The 14,723-nt window shown below is 70.8% G+C and carries 12 protein-coding genes; 3 read left to right on the top strand and 9 right to left on the bottom strand.

The features are described from left to right. From Vau01_RS15700 to Vau01_RS15670, 7 genes are all read right to left on the bottom strand, one after another. Complete coding sequence (locus Vau01_RS15700; RefSeq protein ID WP_203992758.1) at positions 1 to 1,056, bottom strand: HesA/MoeB/ThiF family protein; 1,056 nt, start codon at positions 1,054 to 1,056, stop codon at positions 1 to 3. Between the two features lie 345 nt (positions 1,057 to 1,401). Continuing rightward, complete coding sequence (locus Vau01_RS15695; protein ID WP_203992756.1) at positions 1,402 to 2,160, bottom strand: DUF4184 family protein; 759 nt, start codon at positions 2,158 to 2,160, stop codon at positions 1,402 to 1,404. A gap of 93 nt (positions 2,161 to 2,253) precedes the next feature. Then, complete coding sequence (locus Vau01_RS15690) at positions 2,254 to 3,624, bottom strand: permease prefix domain 1-containing protein (protein WP_203992754.1); 1,371 nt, start codon at positions 3,622 to 3,624, stop codon at positions 2,254 to 2,256. Further along, positions 3,624 to 3,974, bottom strand: a complete 351-nt coding sequence (locus tag Vau01_RS15685) for a PadR family transcriptional regulator (RefSeq protein ID WP_203992752.1) — start codon at positions 3,972 to 3,974, stop codon at positions 3,624 to 3,626. Before Vau01_RS15685 ends, Vau01_RS15690 begins: the two co-directional genes overlap by 1 nt. An 89-nt stretch (positions 3,975 to 4,063) precedes the next feature. Continuing rightward, positions 4,064 to 4,708, bottom strand: coding sequence for a ThuA domain-containing protein (locus Vau01_RS15680; protein ID WP_203992749.1), 645 nt, complete (start codon positions 4,706 to 4,708; stop codon positions 4,064 to 4,066). Positions 4,709 to 4,730: 22 nt separating this feature from the next. Further along, positions 4,731 to 6,899: a substrate-binding domain-containing protein gene (locus Vau01_RS63380; RefSeq protein ID WP_239151623.1), complete on the bottom strand. Its 2,169-nt coding sequence runs from the start codon at positions 6,897 to 6,899 to the stop codon at positions 4,731 to 4,733. A gap of 15 nt (positions 6,900 to 6,914) precedes the next feature. Beyond that, the gene (locus Vau01_RS15670; protein ID WP_203992746.1) at positions 6,915 to 7,568 is read right to left on the bottom strand and encodes an NAD(P)-dependent oxidoreductase; all 654 of its coding nucleotides are present in this window, start codon (positions 7,566 to 7,568) and stop codon (positions 6,915 to 6,917) included. A 56-nt stretch (positions 7,569 to 7,624) separates the two neighbouring features. Here Vau01_RS15670 and Vau01_RS15665 point away from each other — a divergent pair, with 56 nt between their 5' ends. After that, entirely contained in the window at positions 7,625 to 7,990 is a 366-nt protein-coding gene (locus Vau01_RS15665; protein ID WP_239151612.1) for a winged helix-turn-helix transcriptional regulator, read from the top strand. Here Vau01_RS15665 and Vau01_RS15660 read toward each other — a convergent pair. Next, positions 7,966 to 8,619: an SDR family oxidoreductase gene (locus Vau01_RS15660; RefSeq protein ID WP_203992743.1), complete on the bottom strand. Its 654-nt coding sequence runs from the start codon at positions 8,617 to 8,619 to the stop codon at positions 7,966 to 7,968. The genes Vau01_RS15665 and Vau01_RS15660 overlap by 25 nt on opposite strands. Positions 8,620 to 8,657: 38 nt before the next feature. Then, positions 8,658 to 10,214: a pectate lyase family protein gene (locus tag Vau01_RS15655; RefSeq protein WP_203992740.1), complete on the bottom strand. Its 1,557-nt coding sequence runs from the start codon at positions 10,212 to 10,214 to the stop codon at positions 8,658 to 8,660. 272 nt (positions 10,215 to 10,486) lie between these two features. Between Vau01_RS15655 and Vau01_RS15650 the strand changes: the two genes are divergently transcribed. Further along, a complete protein-coding gene (locus Vau01_RS15650) occupies positions 10,487 to 10,987 on the top strand; it encodes a hypothetical protein (RefSeq protein WP_203992738.1) in 501 nt (166 codons plus the stop codon). A 117-nt stretch (positions 10,988 to 11,104) separates the two neighbouring features. Then, positions 11,105 to 14,410 (top strand): LamG-like jellyroll fold domain-containing protein, encoded by a 3,306-nt coding sequence (locus Vau01_RS15645; protein WP_203992735.1) that lies wholly within the window; start codon positions 11,105 to 11,107, stop codon positions 14,408 to 14,410. The last annotated feature ends 313 nt before the right edge of the window (positions 14,411 to 14,723 follow it).

Genomic DNA, 14,723 nt, shown 5'->3' with positions numbered 1-14,723 from the left:
TCAGCCGCCGCACACGGGGCAGTCGGGCCGCCGGGGGATCGCCCGCGTGTCGACCCGGAGGTTCCAGAAGTCGAGTTCGCTCCAGCTGTTCGCCAGGGCCGGCGGCAGGCCGGCGAGCACACGCATCGCTTCCCAGGTGAGCGCGAGGCCGACCAGGCCACTCATCGGAGCGGAGGCCGCGCCGACCGCTCGTCGGGCGACGATGGTTTCGAGTCCTTCCCGGCCGTGGTCATTCGCGGTCTCCGCCCGCACGCACTGCCAGCACGCGGTGGTTCCGGGAATCACCGTGGTGCCGAGGATGCCCACGTGGTAGGCGTAGGAGCCGCCGACGATGTGCGGAACCGGAGCAGGCCGCGCGGTCGACGACATGCAGGCCGCGGCGATCCACCCCGCCAGCACGTACGGGCTGGGTTGATCGCCGCATCCGACGACCACGTCTGCGCCCGCGATCAGATCGCTCAGGTCACCCGGCGACGTGATCCTCCGCGTGACGGGCTCGACCCGCACCTGTGGATCGATCACCGCGACGCGCTCGGCGGCGGCCTCCGTCTTGAGCCGCCCGATGTCGCTCGTGGAGTACAGGATCTGCCGACCCAGATTCGACCGCTCGACCCGGTCGAAATCGCAGACGCGGAGGGTGCCGACGCCGGCGGCGGCCAGACCCTGAACCAGCCAGCTACCGACGCCGCCCAGCCCACATACGACGGCGGTCGCCCGTCGCAGCCTGCGCTGCAGCTCGATCCCTCGGCTGTCGGCGGACAGGCCCTCGTCGCAGAGGTCCTGGAACAGCCTGATCTGGCGGTCGTGGCGCTCGAGGTCCGCATCGTCGGGCGGGACGGCGTCGGCCGGACCGTCGACGACGCTCAACAACCGCTCCCGACGCATGACGTCGAGCGCCCCCGTGACCTCGTCCGCTGCCTCCCGTGACCCGGGACCGACCAGATCGCACAGTTGCTCGACGGTCCGACTGCCGTCGAGCAACGGAATCATTTTCAGCACGTGATCATTGACGACGAAGCGTTTCACGACGCGGCTGCCGGTCAGAAGGAACACCACCTCCGGACCGTCGTGTTGAACAATGACGCTGTCGCGCAACTTCGGCTTGCCGGACAAGCTGTCGCTCGCTTCCTGCCGCTGCGAGACAAGGCGGATTGCGGCCGGGCGCGCACCGCAATCCGCCGTTGCTCCGCTGGAGTGATCAGGAGATGGAGGCGGACGCGAGAGTCGCCCCCACGAGCATCGATTCCTCGCTTACCTTGATCATGTGGACCTCCCGTTGGCTGTGCCGCGTAAAGGGTCGCGCCTGATCAGACGATCGGAGGATAACGTCGCGCCGTCCGGTTTCGAAGGGGCGGCGGAGATACTCGCGCCGATAGTGAGATGGCATCTATCGGGCGCCGGCTATGTGCGGCGTACCCGCTGGCCGCTCGGCATGAGCGTCACGACCAGCGAGCCGGCGACCAGCGCGACGCATCCGGACACCATGCAGCGGACCGCCTGGGACGGGAGGTGTTCCGGGTACGGCTGGAACGGCAGCGTCGCCATTCCGGCCGCGGTCACCGTCACCACCGTTGCCCAGAAGAGTGTCGGACGGCGGGTGACCTCCGGCGGCTCGCCGTGCCAGCGGCGCAGCGCGCGCGTCCGTCCGATGTGGACGATCAGCGCGAGCGCGCCGAGCAGACCGACCACATTGGACACCTTCGATACCACCTCGTACCACAGCCATCCCGGCACCGCCTCGGTGGTGAGGCCCCGCAACGGTATCGGCCGGTGGTTGATCGTGTCGTGCGTGACGGAGTCCCACAGGATGTGGCTGTAGGCGCCCACAATCGCCGAGCCGGCCGTGATCCAGCGGGAGTGCCGGGCGGCCGCCAGGGCACCGTAGTCGCGCAGGTGCAGGGGACCGGCCGCGGGCAGGTTCGCGGCGACGGTGGCCGACGCCCACCGGATCAGCGGGACGCAGACCAGCGCGAGCGGCACCGCCCACCACAGCGGGGCGGTCCACGCGTGCGCCCGCACGTGGAGCGGGTAGCCGTCGATCGCGTACGGCACGTCGGGTGCCACGGCGCCGACCACCAGCGCCACACCGTCGAACCAGCGGGGGCGCCACACCTTCAGCGGGAGGACGGCCATCGGGTGGGTCGGCAGCGTCAACGGCACGCCGCCGACGCTAGGCCGGCGGCGTGCCCGAGTGGTGGTGACGGTGTGAAGATTCGCTGCGAAGGTTCCGAGCGAACGTTCCGAGCGAACGTTCTACGCGAAGTCGAAGGCGGGCGGGAAGACGAGGACGACGGCCCACACCCACGCCGCGTACACGACGACGTAGCCGGTCTGCCACCGTTCCATCTGCGCGAACGGCACCCGACCCCGGACGAAACCGAGGAACAGCCACGCCGACCACGCCAGGTTGGCGAGCAGCACGAGGTTCTCGCCGAGGGCCGCGGCCTTGTTCGCGGTGAGGCCCCACTCGGTGATCCGGCCGGTGATCGCTGCCAGCACGATCGCGTCGATGACGAGCGCGGTGACGACGAGCACGAGTTGCACCCGGTCGAACAGGCCGGGCCGGGTGGCGGGATCGCGGGCGGAGATGGTGTACAGCAACAGTCCCAGCACGACGACGAGCAGCAGGTTGAAGATGATGAGCACGTCGCGTTCGACCTCGATGCCGTTCGCGGTCCACACGATCGCGACCAGGAAGGCCAGCAGCGCGACGGCGAAGACCGGCGTGAAGACGCGCGTGAGCACCGGCGCCATGTTCTCGATGACGCTCTGCTTCGCCTCCACCAGCCACGCCGACACGGTGACCGCGGCCAGCGCGCCGCACGGCAGCAGCCACTCCGAGATGAACACCTCGGGGTCGAGGCCGGTCGCGTTCAACACGCCCGCGGTGACGCCGGTGAGCACGCCGCCGCCCAGCGCGAGCAGCGCGAAGTAGATGAGGAACTCGCCGCTGAACCGGATGAAGTCCATCCGCCAGCGGTCCGACCGCCAGTCGCCGCCGGCGTAGGCGAAGCCGACCACGAACCACAGTGCCAGCGGCAGGTGGATCGCCGTGATGACCGTGGTCTGCGAGTCCTCGTCGGCCGGGTACGCGTTCACGACGACCGCGGCGACGGTGAACAGCAGCGCGAGCACCCCGGCGACGCGCAGGCCGATGCGGCGTCGCCACGCGAAGTAGGCCGTCAGCGGGACCAACGCGAAGAAGCCGAAGTTGTGCACGTAGAAGATCGCGTCGTCGTCCAGATCAAGGCCGAACGCGGCCGGGACCTTGAACGCCAGCGCGGCCACGGCGGCGCAGAGGATCATCACCGCGAGGTCGTAGCGGGACCCGGCCGCGGCCGGCGCGTCGGGACCGGCGGGCAGCACCAGTTGCTTCCACAGCCGCTCGGAGTGCTCGCGGGCGAACTCCCGCGACAGCTCGTCGAGGCTGCCCATCCGCTTCACCGCGATGAGGAACGCCTCGTCGTCGCGCAGGCCGGCGCCGGTGAGCTCGGTGATCCGGTCGCGGAGGTGGTCTTCGAGCTCGTCGGCGTCGCCGCCGCCGTTCAGCTCCTGCCGGCGGCGGATGTAGGCGCGCCACTCCCCGATCTGGCTCTCCAGGTCGGTGGTCACACTGTCTTCCATCAGGCCTCCCACGCGGGTGGCGGCATGACGTTCCACACGCCGCGCAGCGCCTCGACGACCGTGGCCCACTGGCGGCGCTGCTCGGCCAGCTCGGCGCGGCCCCGGTCGGTGATGCTGTAGTACTTGCGCCTTCGGCCGCCGGGCGGCACCCGCCAGGCCGCCTCGACGTGGCCGAGCCGCTCCAGCCGGTGCAGCAACGGGTACAGCAGGCCGTCGGTCCACTCCAGCTCGCCGCCGGACAGCTCGTCGACCTGTTTGAGGATCGCGTAGCCGTAGCTCTCGCCGTCGGCCAGAATGCCCAGCACAAGTGGGGTCGCCGAGGCGGCGACCAGGTCCTTGGTTATACGCATGCGGACGCTCCATACCTAGAACTGCTATGCATACTAGTTCTAGGTATGGACGCCGTCCACCAGCCGGTCCGGCGGGTCCGGCGGACCCGTCAGCCCGTGGCGGCGTAGCGGATTCCGCCGAGGAGGTGCGCGAGCATCGCGGGCTCGGCGTACGACTCCTCGGTGTGGCCGAGCGCGGTGTAGAACGACCGGCCGCCGCAGTTCCCGTGGTGCCACGCGAGCGGGTGGTCGTCGCCCATGCCACCGCCCGCGTACGACGACTCGTCCACCGTCAACAGCACCGTGACGGCGTCGCGCGGGTTGGTGCGGAATTCGTACCACTCGTCGGTGCGCTCCCACACCGGCGGCAGGTGGGCCGTGGCCGGGTGGTCGTGCCGGCTGATGACGATGCGGGCCGGCTGCACCTCGGGGTGCCCGTCGAACCGCGCGCCGACGAGGTCGCCGAAGAACGGCCAGTCGTACTCGGTGGTGGCGGCGCCGTGGATGCCCACGAACCCGCCGCCGTCGCGGACGAAGCGTTCCAGCGCGGCGCGGCCACCGTCGTCGAGGACCGGGCCGCTGGTGCTGAGGAACGTGATCACGGTGAAGCCGGCCAGTTCGGCGGCGCTGAACGCGGCCGGGTCCTCGGTGGCGACCACCTCGAAGTCGTGCCGCCGCCCCAGGTCCCGGAGCGCCGCGACCCCGGCGGGAATGGACTCGTGCCGGAAACCGGTGGTCCGGCTGTAGGTGAGCATCCGCATCACCGTCCACCGTAGATCAGTAACGGCGGCCGGGCAGCGCCGCTCGGGCCTGGTTCTGGTCGAACGTGGTCTCCTCGGTGGCGACGCGCGCGGGAACCGTCTCGCCCCCGTGCACCTTGCGCGCGAGGGCCATCAGTTGCGGTCCGAGGAGCGGGCTGCACTCGACGATGTAGTTCAGCCGCCCGGCGACGAGTTCGGTCATCGCGTCGCGGACGCCGTCGACGGAGACGATGCGGATGTCGGTTCCCGGCGTGTGGCCGGCGGCCTCGATGGCCCGGAGCGCGCCGATGGCCATGTCGTCGTTGTGGGCGAACACGACGTCGATCGGGAACCGGGCGAGCATCACCCGCATCCGTTCCTCGCCGCCGGAGCGGGTGAAGTCACCGGGCTCCGCGACGACGACGCGCAGCCGTGAGTCGCCGGCGATGGCGGCCGTGAAGCCGCGGCTCCGGTCGTCGGCGACGGAACTTCCGGTGGTGCCCCGCAGTTCGGCGATGTTCACCGGACCGCTCCCGGCCGTCCAGACCACCCACTCGCCGGCCTTGCGGCCCTCGGCCGCGTAGTCCGACCCGAGCACCGACCGGTACAGCGAGGCGTCGCCGGTCTCGACCGCGCGGTCGACGAGGACGACGGGGATGCCGGCGGCCTTCGCCTCGCCGAGCACCGTGTCCCAGCCCAGGGTCACCACGGGCGAGAACGCGATGACGTCGACCTTGCGCTCGATCAGCGACCGGATCGCGTCCGCCTGAATCTGTTGCCGTCCCTGGCCGTCGGCGAAGACCAGGTCGACGTTCGCGGCGCCGGCCGCCTCCTGGATCGACCGGGTCTGCGCGACCCGCCACACGCTCTCGGTACCGGTCTGGACGTAGCCGAGCGTGAACCGGGCGGCCGCCGGCGTCGGGGTGCCGCCCGGATCGCGGTCGCCGTCCTGCAGCAGGACCACGGCGACGACCGTGACGACGACGGCCAGCACCGCCACCGCCGCGGCCAGGGCGGGCCGCCGCCACCCCGCGCCGCGCGCCTTCGCGGGAAGCCCGTCGGGGACTGGCTTCACGAGGCTGACGGGCGGGATGAAAGCCGGGGCCGCCTGTGCCGGAACCGCCTGTGCCGGAACCGCCTGCGGTGGCGGGTCGGCGTACAGGCTGCCCTCGGCGACCACCATCTCCGGCTGCTCGGTGACGAACGCGGCCAGCCCCAGCGTCGCGTGCAACCGCGTCGCCACCAACGGCATCCGGCTCGCGCCGCCCACCAGGAACACGCCCGCGACGCCGGACGGTTCGAGCCCCGCCCGGCGGATGACCGAGCGGGTGGCCTCGACCGTCCGGTCGACCACCGGCCGGGCGACGGCGTCCAGTTGCTCGCGGCCGACGGGCGCGTCGGCGTCGACGAGCGGCACGTGCACCAGCGTTCCGCCGCGACGGGACAGCGTCTCCTTCGCGGTGCGCACGTCCGTCCACAGTTGGGCGGACGCCCGGCGGTCGGCCGGAGTGGTGGGCGCCATCAGCCGTTGCCACCGCTCCGGATCGCGGGTTCCGAACGTCGCCCCGAGCGCCGACACCAGCGCCGCGTCGATGTCGAGGCCGCCGGTGTCGTCGAGGCCGCGCGTCGCGAGGACGTCGAACCCGCCGGCGGTCCGGCGGACCAGCGTCGCGTCGAACGTGCCGGCGCCGAGGTCGTACACGACCGCGTGCCCGCCGACCGGCACCCGCAGGCCGGCGACCCGCACGAGGTAGGCGGCGGCCGCCACGGGTTCCGGCACGAGCAGAACCGGCCCCAGGCCGGCCGCCGCCGCGGCGAGCAGGTCGCGCCGGTGCGGTCCCCAGGCCGCCGGATGGGTGACGACCACAGTGGACGGTCGCTCCGGCGCGACCCGCTCGACCTCCGCCGACACCCGGGCGAACACCGCGGCGAACAGGTCCACGACCGCGAACTCGGCCGACCCGAGCAGCACGGTTCCGTCGTCTACGCGGCGCTTCGGGTGCGGTTCGAAGTTCCCCGGCGCCACCCGGGCGGTGTGCACGGCGTCGCGGCCCACCAGGAGCACGCCAGCGGACTCCGCGTACACGGCGGACGGCAGCAGCGGCGACCCGTCGAACAGCAACGGACGCACGTGCCCGTCGGGCCACCGCAGTACCGCGACCGTGTTCGAGGTGCCGAAGTCAACGCCGAGCCGATAGCCGCCCATCGTCACCCGTCAACCTTACGGCGTCACCCCCTCGACGCCGATGTGGGTGCGGTGGTGCTTCGGCGTCTCGATCTCGTCGAGCAGGGCCACCGCGAGATCGGCGTACGAGATGCGACTGTCCACAGTGGCCGGAGCGATCCGGTACCGTCCGCCGCGCGGGCCGCTGTGGTCGAAGTCGCCGGCCGGGCTGACGATCAGCCAGTCGGGCCCGCCGGCCGACGCGCGCAGCACCTCCGCGCCGGCGGCGTGGGCGAGGCAGAACGGGCGGTACTCCTGCGGGTAGCCGGGCGTGTCCATCAGCGGCACGCCGTCGGCGTCGGCCAGCACCGACGCGAGGCCGACCACCAGCAACCGGTCGACCCCCGCCCGGGGCAGGCCGTCGAGCAGGGCACGGGCCGCGCCGGTGAAGAACGCGTCGGGACTCGCGGCGGGGTCGTACACCGCGCTGATCGCCGCGTCGTGCCCGTGGGCCACCCGGGCGACACTGTCCACATCGGTCACATCGCCGGCCACCGTGCTCACCGCGTCACCGAAAGACGCGTCACCCGAAAGGTCATGCCGGGCCGGGTCCCGCACGACGGCCGTGACCACGTGGCCACGCCGGCGTGCCTCGGCGACCGCCGCCCGCCCGGCCCGACCACCCGCACCGAAAATTACGATCTTTCCCATGACCGGACGGTATCCGGGAGGTCGGTATCCGATCGGATACCGATTATCGTTGACGCATGCGCGCGCCGCTGGATCCCGACATGTTCGACCCGCTGTGCCCGTCGGAGCTCATGCCGATGCGGATCGGCGACAAGTGGGCGGGCATGGTGATCCGCTGCCTGGAGCACGGGCCGCGGCGGTTCTCCGAGCTCCGGGTCCCGATCCGCGGCGTCACCGCGAAGGCGCTCACGAAGTCGTTGCGCGGCCTCGAACGCGACGGCCTGGTGTCGCGCACCGCGCACACCGGCCGCGTCGAGTACGACCTGACGCCGCTCGGCCGCAGCCTGCTCCACCCGCTGGCCGTGATGTGCGCCTGGGCGCAGGACCACTGGGAGGAACTCATCGACGCGCGGGAAGCTCAGACCGCCGCGGCCACCGCTTGATCGATCGGGGTGTCGCCGCCCACCAGTTCCAGCACCGCGCCGATGGACGCCGGGGTGTCGAGCAGCGCCACCAGAACCGCCGCCACGTCGGCGCGGCTGACCGCACCGCCGTCGACCTTCGGGGCGAGCCGCACCGTGCCGGCGGGCGGGTCGTCGGTCAGCCGGCCGGGGCGCAGGATCGTCCAGTCGAGCGGGCGGGCGCGCAGGTCGTCTTCGGCCGCCTTCTTGGCCCGCAGGTAGGCGCCGAACACGTCGTCGGTCTCTGTCGCCGGCGCGGCGTCGGCGTTGATCGACGAGATCTGCACGTACCGGCGGACACCGGCCGCCGTCGCCGCGTCGGCGAGCAGGACGGCGGCGCCCCGGTCGACGGTGTCCTTGCGCGGGATCCCGCTGCCCGGCCCGGCACCGGCGGCGAACACCACCGCGTCGGCGCCGGCGAGGTGCGCGGCCACCTCCTCGACGGAGGCGGCCTCCAGATCGCAGACCACCGCCCGCGCGCCGGCCGCCGTCACGTCGTCGACGTGGGCCGGGTTGCGGACGAGCCCGACGACCTCGTCACCGCGATCGGCGAGCAGCCGTTCCAGCAGCAGTGCGATCTTCCCGTGTCCACCCGCGATAACCACCCGCATCCGACCACCGTACCGGCCGGATGCGGGTGGATGACCGCTTACGAGGCGTAGGTCTCGTACTCGGCGATCCGCGGGGTGCCGTTCGCGCTCACGATCTCGAACGTGAGCTTCTTCAGGGACGTCGCGGAGAACGTGATCACGCCCGCACCGGTGCCGGTCTTCAGGACCGCGCCGGTGTCGGCGTTGACGAGCCGCCACGATCCGATGACGCCCGTCGCGCCCGATGCCTCGCGGATGTTGACGCGCGACACGGTGGTGGCGGAGCTCCACTTGATCGAGATCGAGCCGGTGGTGCCGGCCGGCGACCAGTAGGTGCTCATGTTGCCGTCGCGCACGTCGCCGTAGCTGGTGCCGCTGGCCTTGCTGGAGCCGTCGGAGCCGGCGCCGATGCTGAGGTTGGTTCCGCTCGGCGGCTGCGAGGGCTGGGAACTCGACGGGGTCGGGTTCGTCGGGCCGGAGGTGCCCGGGTTCGACGGGGTCGGGTTCGTCGGCTGGCAGCTACCGTTCGACACCTGGTTGCCCTTGTTGGCACCGGCCGTCGCGGCGACGACGCTCGGCACGCAGGTGGCACCGTCCAATGTGTACGAATACGGGATGCTGACCGTCGTGGTCGACGTGACGTTCGGACCGGCGGGGAAGTTGTCGGTGCCCGGGCTCGACCACGTGACGTTGTCGAAGACGTTTCCGCCGACCTGCCAGGTGCCGCGCTGGTCGGTGTAGAACGTGCCGAGCACGTCCTTGGAGTCCTCGAAGTAGTTGTTGTCGACCTTCGCGCGGGCGCCGGCGCGGCTGTTGATGCCGGACTCGTGCAGGTTGACGTAGTGGTTGTTGTAGATGTGCGCGACACCGCCGCGCAGCAACGGCGTGCGCGAGTCGATGTTGCTGTACAGGTTGTGGTGGAACGTGATGAAGCTGTTCCCGGTGTCGCTCTCGCTCGAACCGATCAGGCCGCCGCGGCCCGAGTTGCGCAGGATCGCGTAGGACAGCGTCACGTACTGCACGTCGTCCTTGAGGTCGAAGAGACCGTCGAAGCCCTCGGCCTCGCCGCCGGACGCTTCGAGCGTCACGTGGTCGACCCACACCCGGCGGACCGTGCTCTCCATGCCGATGGCGTCGCCGCCGTTGGAGATCGGGGAGCCCGACTTCTTGACGTTCCGCACCGTGACGTTCTGGATGATGATGTTGCTCGAGTCGCGGATGTGGATGCCCAACTGGTCGAAGACCGCGCCGCCGCCGACACCGACGATCGTGACGTTGCTGATCTCCTTCAGCTCGATCTTGTCGGCCGCGGTGTTGCAGCTGTCGCCCGACACCTTCGTGGTGTTGCCGTGGTTGATCGTGCCGGACACCTGGATGATGATCGGGGTGCTGCTGCTCGCCCGGCCACACAGGGCCTGGTGGATGGCCGTGCCGCTGGTGGCGGTGACGGTCTGGCCGCCGGCGCCGCCGGTGGTGCCCCCGTTCTGCGTGGCGAAGCCGGTGACTCCGCCGGTCGCCGCCGACGCTCCGGATGTCAGGACGGCGACCCCGGCTGCCGCGACGACGGCCGTCGTGGCCGCCACCGCGCCGAGTCGCAGTGCGACTGGTTTCCTCATGCTTGCGTGACCTTCCCTCTGTTCCTTGGCGGGCGTCGGGGCAGGCCCGGGTGGGCAGGCCGTGGCGGGCTCCGACGTGGGGGTGCGGAACGGCGGCGCGCGGGGGAGGAGGTGGTGCGCGCGGTCGCTGACAGTCCCGTCACCTCTAGGAAAGCGCTTTCCTAGCCGAGGATAGAGTCACTTCGATCGAAGAGGCAAGGGTTCCCGGCCGGGGCATTCCGCCGTGCATCGATATGCGGCTATGCTCGCCGCCACGGGGAGAGGAGTCACGGGTGGGCACGTGGACGCGTCAGCAGAAGATCGTGGCCGGCGTGATCGCCGGCATCGTGGTGCTCGTGGGGCTGTCGGTGCTGTTGTGGCCCGACGACCCGGCGCCGCCGGCGGCCCGGGAGCGGGACTACCGCGAGGTGACCGCCTGCCTCCTCACCGACCAGACCGGCCTGGAGGGTGACCTCGCCAAGCCCGCCTGGGCCGGCATGCAGGAGGCCTCGCTCGCCAACCGGGTCCAGGTCCAGTACCTGGCGATCGCCGGTCCGCAGACCGCCGACAACGGCGTGACGTTCTTCAACACGCTCGGCACCCAGAAGTGCTCGGTCATCGTGGCCGCCGGCCCGGTGCCGGTCGCCTCGATGGTGCAGGGGTACAAGCAGTTCCCCGGGGTCCGGTTCGTCGCCGTCGGGGGTGACCCCGGCGGAGCGCCGCTCGCCGTCGTCAACACCGGATCGTCCGATTCGATCCGTTCCGGGGTGAAGGACGCCGTCGCGAAGGTCTGATGCCAAGAGCCCACGCGAAGTAAATCATCCGAACGGGCATTGTCTAATTGCATCGACAACCTTAGCTTTGATGACCATCCATGTCTTGGATGTCATCGATGCTCACGGGGGTTCGTCGTGCGTCGTATCTTTTCCCTTCTCCTGTGCGCGGCCACCGGTGCCGTCGCCTTCGCAATGCCCGCCGGCGCGGCGCCGTCGCTGCCGGGAAGGGCACCCACGACAGACCCGACCGTCGGCGCGGCGGCGGAGCGGGCGACCGAGTCGTCCGCGTGGACACTGGCGCGGCAGACCGGCGCTCGGGTGGCGGTCGCCGACAAGCGGACCGAGACCGAAGAGGTCTTCGCCAATCCCGACGGCACGTTCACGATGGTCCAGAACGCCCTGCCGGTGCGGGTGCGCCAGGGCAACCGTTGGGCGCCGGTCGACGCCACGCTGCGCGTCTACCGTGACGGCACCGTGCGGCCGGTCGCCACGACGGTCCCGGTCGTGCTCTCCGGCGGCGGCTCGACGCCGCTGGCCCGGGTCGGGTGGCGCGGCACCGAGTTCGCGATGAGCTGGCCCGGCACCCTGCCGGCACCGGTGCTCGTCGGAGACACCGCGACCTACCGCAACGTGCTGCCCGACGTCGACCTGGTCGTCACCGTCGACTCGCTCGGCTTCTCCGAGGTGGTGGTCGTCAAGACGCCGGCCGCCGCGAAGCACAAGGACCTGGCGACGCTGCGCCTGCCCACGAGCACCGTCGGCCTGACGCAGAAGGTCGACAAGGCGGGCAACATCTCCCACGTCGACGCGTCCGGGACGACGGTCTTCCACGCCGGCACGCCGCTCATGTGGGACAGCAGCACCGGCGACGTCGGAGCGCGCGGCTTCGCCGCCGCCGCGAACCCCGGCCGGCACGCGGCGATGCGCACCGCCGCCGCGGCCGACGGGCTGGCCATCACGCCCGACCAGGGCATGCTCACCGACCCGGGCACCAAGTTCCCGGTGTACCTCGACCCGAGCGTCCGGTTCACCGGCAGCAGGCTCGCCTGGACCTCGGTCTGGAAGGCGCATCCGGACAGCAAGTACTTCAACAGCACCGACATCGCGCGGGTCGGGCACGAGAACGACAGCGGGATGACCAACCGGTCGTTCTTCCGGATGGACACCTCGACGGTCAAGGGCAAGCAGATCGTCGCGGCCACGTTCCGGACCTACGAGAACCACGCGTGGTCGTGCGGCGCCCGGAACGTCGAGGTGTGGCGGACCGGGGCGATCAACGCCAACACGACGTGGAACGCCCAGCCGTCGTGGATCACCAAGCTGCAGACGCTCAACGTCGCCAAGGGGTACAACAGTTCCTGCCCCGACGGCAACGTCGACTTCAACGTTCTCGCGGGGGTGCAGACGTCGGCCGCGGCCAACGCGAACGACCTCACACTGGGCCTGCGCGCCACCAGCGAGACCGACACGTTCGCGTGGAAGAAGTTCGCCAACAACCCCACGCTGATCGTCGACTACAACACCGCGCCGGCCGTGCCGACCAACCCGACGATCGACCCGGGCCTGCCGTGCGTGACCGGTGCCAACCGCCCGTCGATCCAGACCTTGACGCCGACGCTGCGGGCGACGGTCGCCGACACGACCGCCACCACGGCCCGGTTCGAGTGGTGGGTGACCGGCGGTTCGAAGATCAGCGAGGCGGCGGTGACGGTGTCCGGGTCGGCGGCGTCGACCACGGTTCCGGCGGGCACGTTCGTCAACGGTGGCACGTACTCCTGGCGGGTCCGCAGCGAGAACACGTTGGGCCAGAGCGACTTCACGTCGTTCTGCGAGCTGACCATCGACCAGAGCGCGCCGATCGACACGCCCCGCGTCACCTCGACGCAGTACCCGTCGACACCGCAGGGATCCGAACCGGTGTACCGGGGCGGGGTCGGTGTTCCCGGGTCGTTCACGTTCACGCCCGGTCCGGGTGACAGCGACGTGACGAGCTACCGCTACGGGCTCAACGAGTTCCCACCGTCCACTGTGGTCACCGGCACCGGAACGCCGGCGACCGCGACCGTCTCCGTGACGCCGACCGTCGAGGGCCTCAACACGCTCTACGTGCAGGCCCGTGACGCCGGCGGCAACCTCGGACCGATCATCGGTTACCAGTTCTACGTGCGGTTGGCGACGATGCCGCTCGGCCACTGGAAGCTCGACGAGACCTCCGGCACGACCGCCGCCGACGCGTCCGGATCGAACCTGACCGCGTCCGCGACCGGCCCGGTGTCGTGGACCGCCGGCCGCATCGGCGGTGCCGCCCGCTTCGCCGGGACCACCGGCTCGCTGGGCACGGCGCAGGCGCCGATCCGCACCAACGCCAGCTTCACGGTGGCGGCGTGGGTGAAGCTGGACCACGGCTCGGGCTCCTTCACCGCGGTGAGCCAGGACGGCACCCGGCAGAGCGGGTACTACCTGCGGTACGACAACACGATTGACCGGTGGGTGTTCGGGATGGCGAGCACCGACACCGACACCGAGGTGCTGCGCCAGGCCGTGTCCCTGGCGGCGCCGCGGTACCAGGTGTGGACGCACCTGGCGGGCGTCTACGACTCCGCCGGCGGCCAGCTGAGCCTGTACGTCGACGGCCAGTTGCAGGGCACCGCGCTGCACTCGAGCATCTGGACCGCCGGTGGCGGCCTGCAGATCGGGCGCGGCCTGTACCGGGGCGCCCAGGTCGGTTGGTGGCCCGGTGACCTCGACGACGTGCGCGTCTACCAGACCGTGCTGCCGACGAGCGCGATCGCCAACCTGGCGGCGGCCACGGCCACGGCGGCGGGCTACTGGAAGCTCGACGAGGGAAGCGGCACCGTCGCCGCGGACTCGTCCGGGTCGGGTCGCCCGCTGACCGCGTCCGGGTGCACGTGGGGCACAGGCTGGGTCGGCGGTTCCCTGGTGGCCAACGGCGCCTGCACGGCGGCGAGCGCCACGCCGGTGGTGCGTACCGACCAGAGCTTCACGGTGGCCGCGTGGGTGCGCTACAGCGGTGGTTCCACCAACGCCACGATTCTCAGCCAGGACGGCGTGACCAACAGTGGCTTCTATCTGCAGTACCTGGCGGCGGAGAACCACTGGGCCTTCACGTTGCCCAACAGCGACTCCAGCTTCGAGACGCTGGTGACTGCGCGGTCGTCGCAACCGGTCTCGGCGAACGTGTGGACGCACGTCGCCGGCGTCTACGACGCGTCCGCGATGCAGTTGCGGCTCTACGTCGACGGTGTGCTGGTGGCGATCGCCAGTCACAGCAACGCGTGGCACGCCGACGGGCCGATGCGGATCGGTCGGGGCAAGTGGCACGGTGGCAACACCGACTGGTGGCGTGGTGACGTCGACGACGCGCGTGCATTCCAGGGCGCGCTCACCGACGACCAGATCTTCCAGTTGATCGCCCCGTAGGACGGGCGGTTCCGCGGTAAGTCGAGCCGCGAAATACGTACCGGGCAGGACGAATACATACCGGGCGGGATGAAAGAAAGTTTCTATTGCCCGCCCGGTATGTAGCGGTCCATTATATCGACACATTGAAATGCACCGCTGAAAGGCGGCGAATATGCGAGCGCAACGGGGATCGCTACAACACTGGTTTCGAGGCGCTCGACGCATCGCGGCCTTGACAGCGGCGCTACTGGTTCTGTCGATGGTCGTCGTCGACCAGGACCTGCCGTCCGACGGTCCGAACTTCCCACTGTCCGGCCTGTGGTCGTGGCTG

This window comes from Virgisporangium aurantiacum (assembly GCF_016863635.1).
Lineage (GTDB): Bacteria > Actinomycetota > Actinomycetes > Mycobacteriales > Micromonosporaceae > Virgisporangium > Virgisporangium aurantiacum.
The sequence above is the reverse complement of the archived record's forward strand: the minus strand, read 5'-3'. Positions and strand labels throughout refer to the sequence as shown.

Bases quoted from the DNA above. Each gene is read 5' to 3' on its own strand.
- Vau01_RS15670 (WP_203992746.1), bottom strand. From the start codon at position 7,568: ATGGGAAAGATCGTAATTTTCGGTGCGGGTGGTCGGGCCGGGCGGGCG.
- Vau01_RS15690 (WP_203992754.1), bottom strand. From the start codon at position 3,624: ATGGAAGACAGTGTGACCACCGACCTGGAGAGCCAGATCGGGGAGTGG.
- Vau01_RS15660 (WP_203992743.1), bottom strand. From the start codon at position 8,619: ATGCGGGTGGTTATCGCGGGTGGACACGGGAAGATCGCACTGCTGCTG.
- Vau01_RS15665 (WP_239151612.1), top strand. From the start codon at position 7,625: ATGCGCGCGCCGCTGGATCCCGACATGTTCGACCCGCTGTGCCCGTCG.
- Vau01_RS15685 (WP_203992752.1), bottom strand. From the start codon at position 3,974: ATGCGTATAACCAAGGACCTGGTCGCCGCCTCGGCGACCCCACTTGTG.
- Vau01_RS15680 (WP_203992749.1), bottom strand. From the start codon at position 4,708: ATGCTCACCTACAGCCGGACCACCGGTTTCCGGCACGAGTCCATTCCC.
- Vau01_RS63380 (WP_239151623.1), bottom strand. From the start codon at position 6,899: ATGGGCGGCTATCGGCTCGGCGTTGACTTCGGCACCTCGAACACGGTC.
- Vau01_RS15655 (WP_203992740.1), bottom strand. From the start codon at position 10,214: ATGAGGAAACCAGTCGCACTGCGACTCGGCGCGGTGGCGGCCACGACG.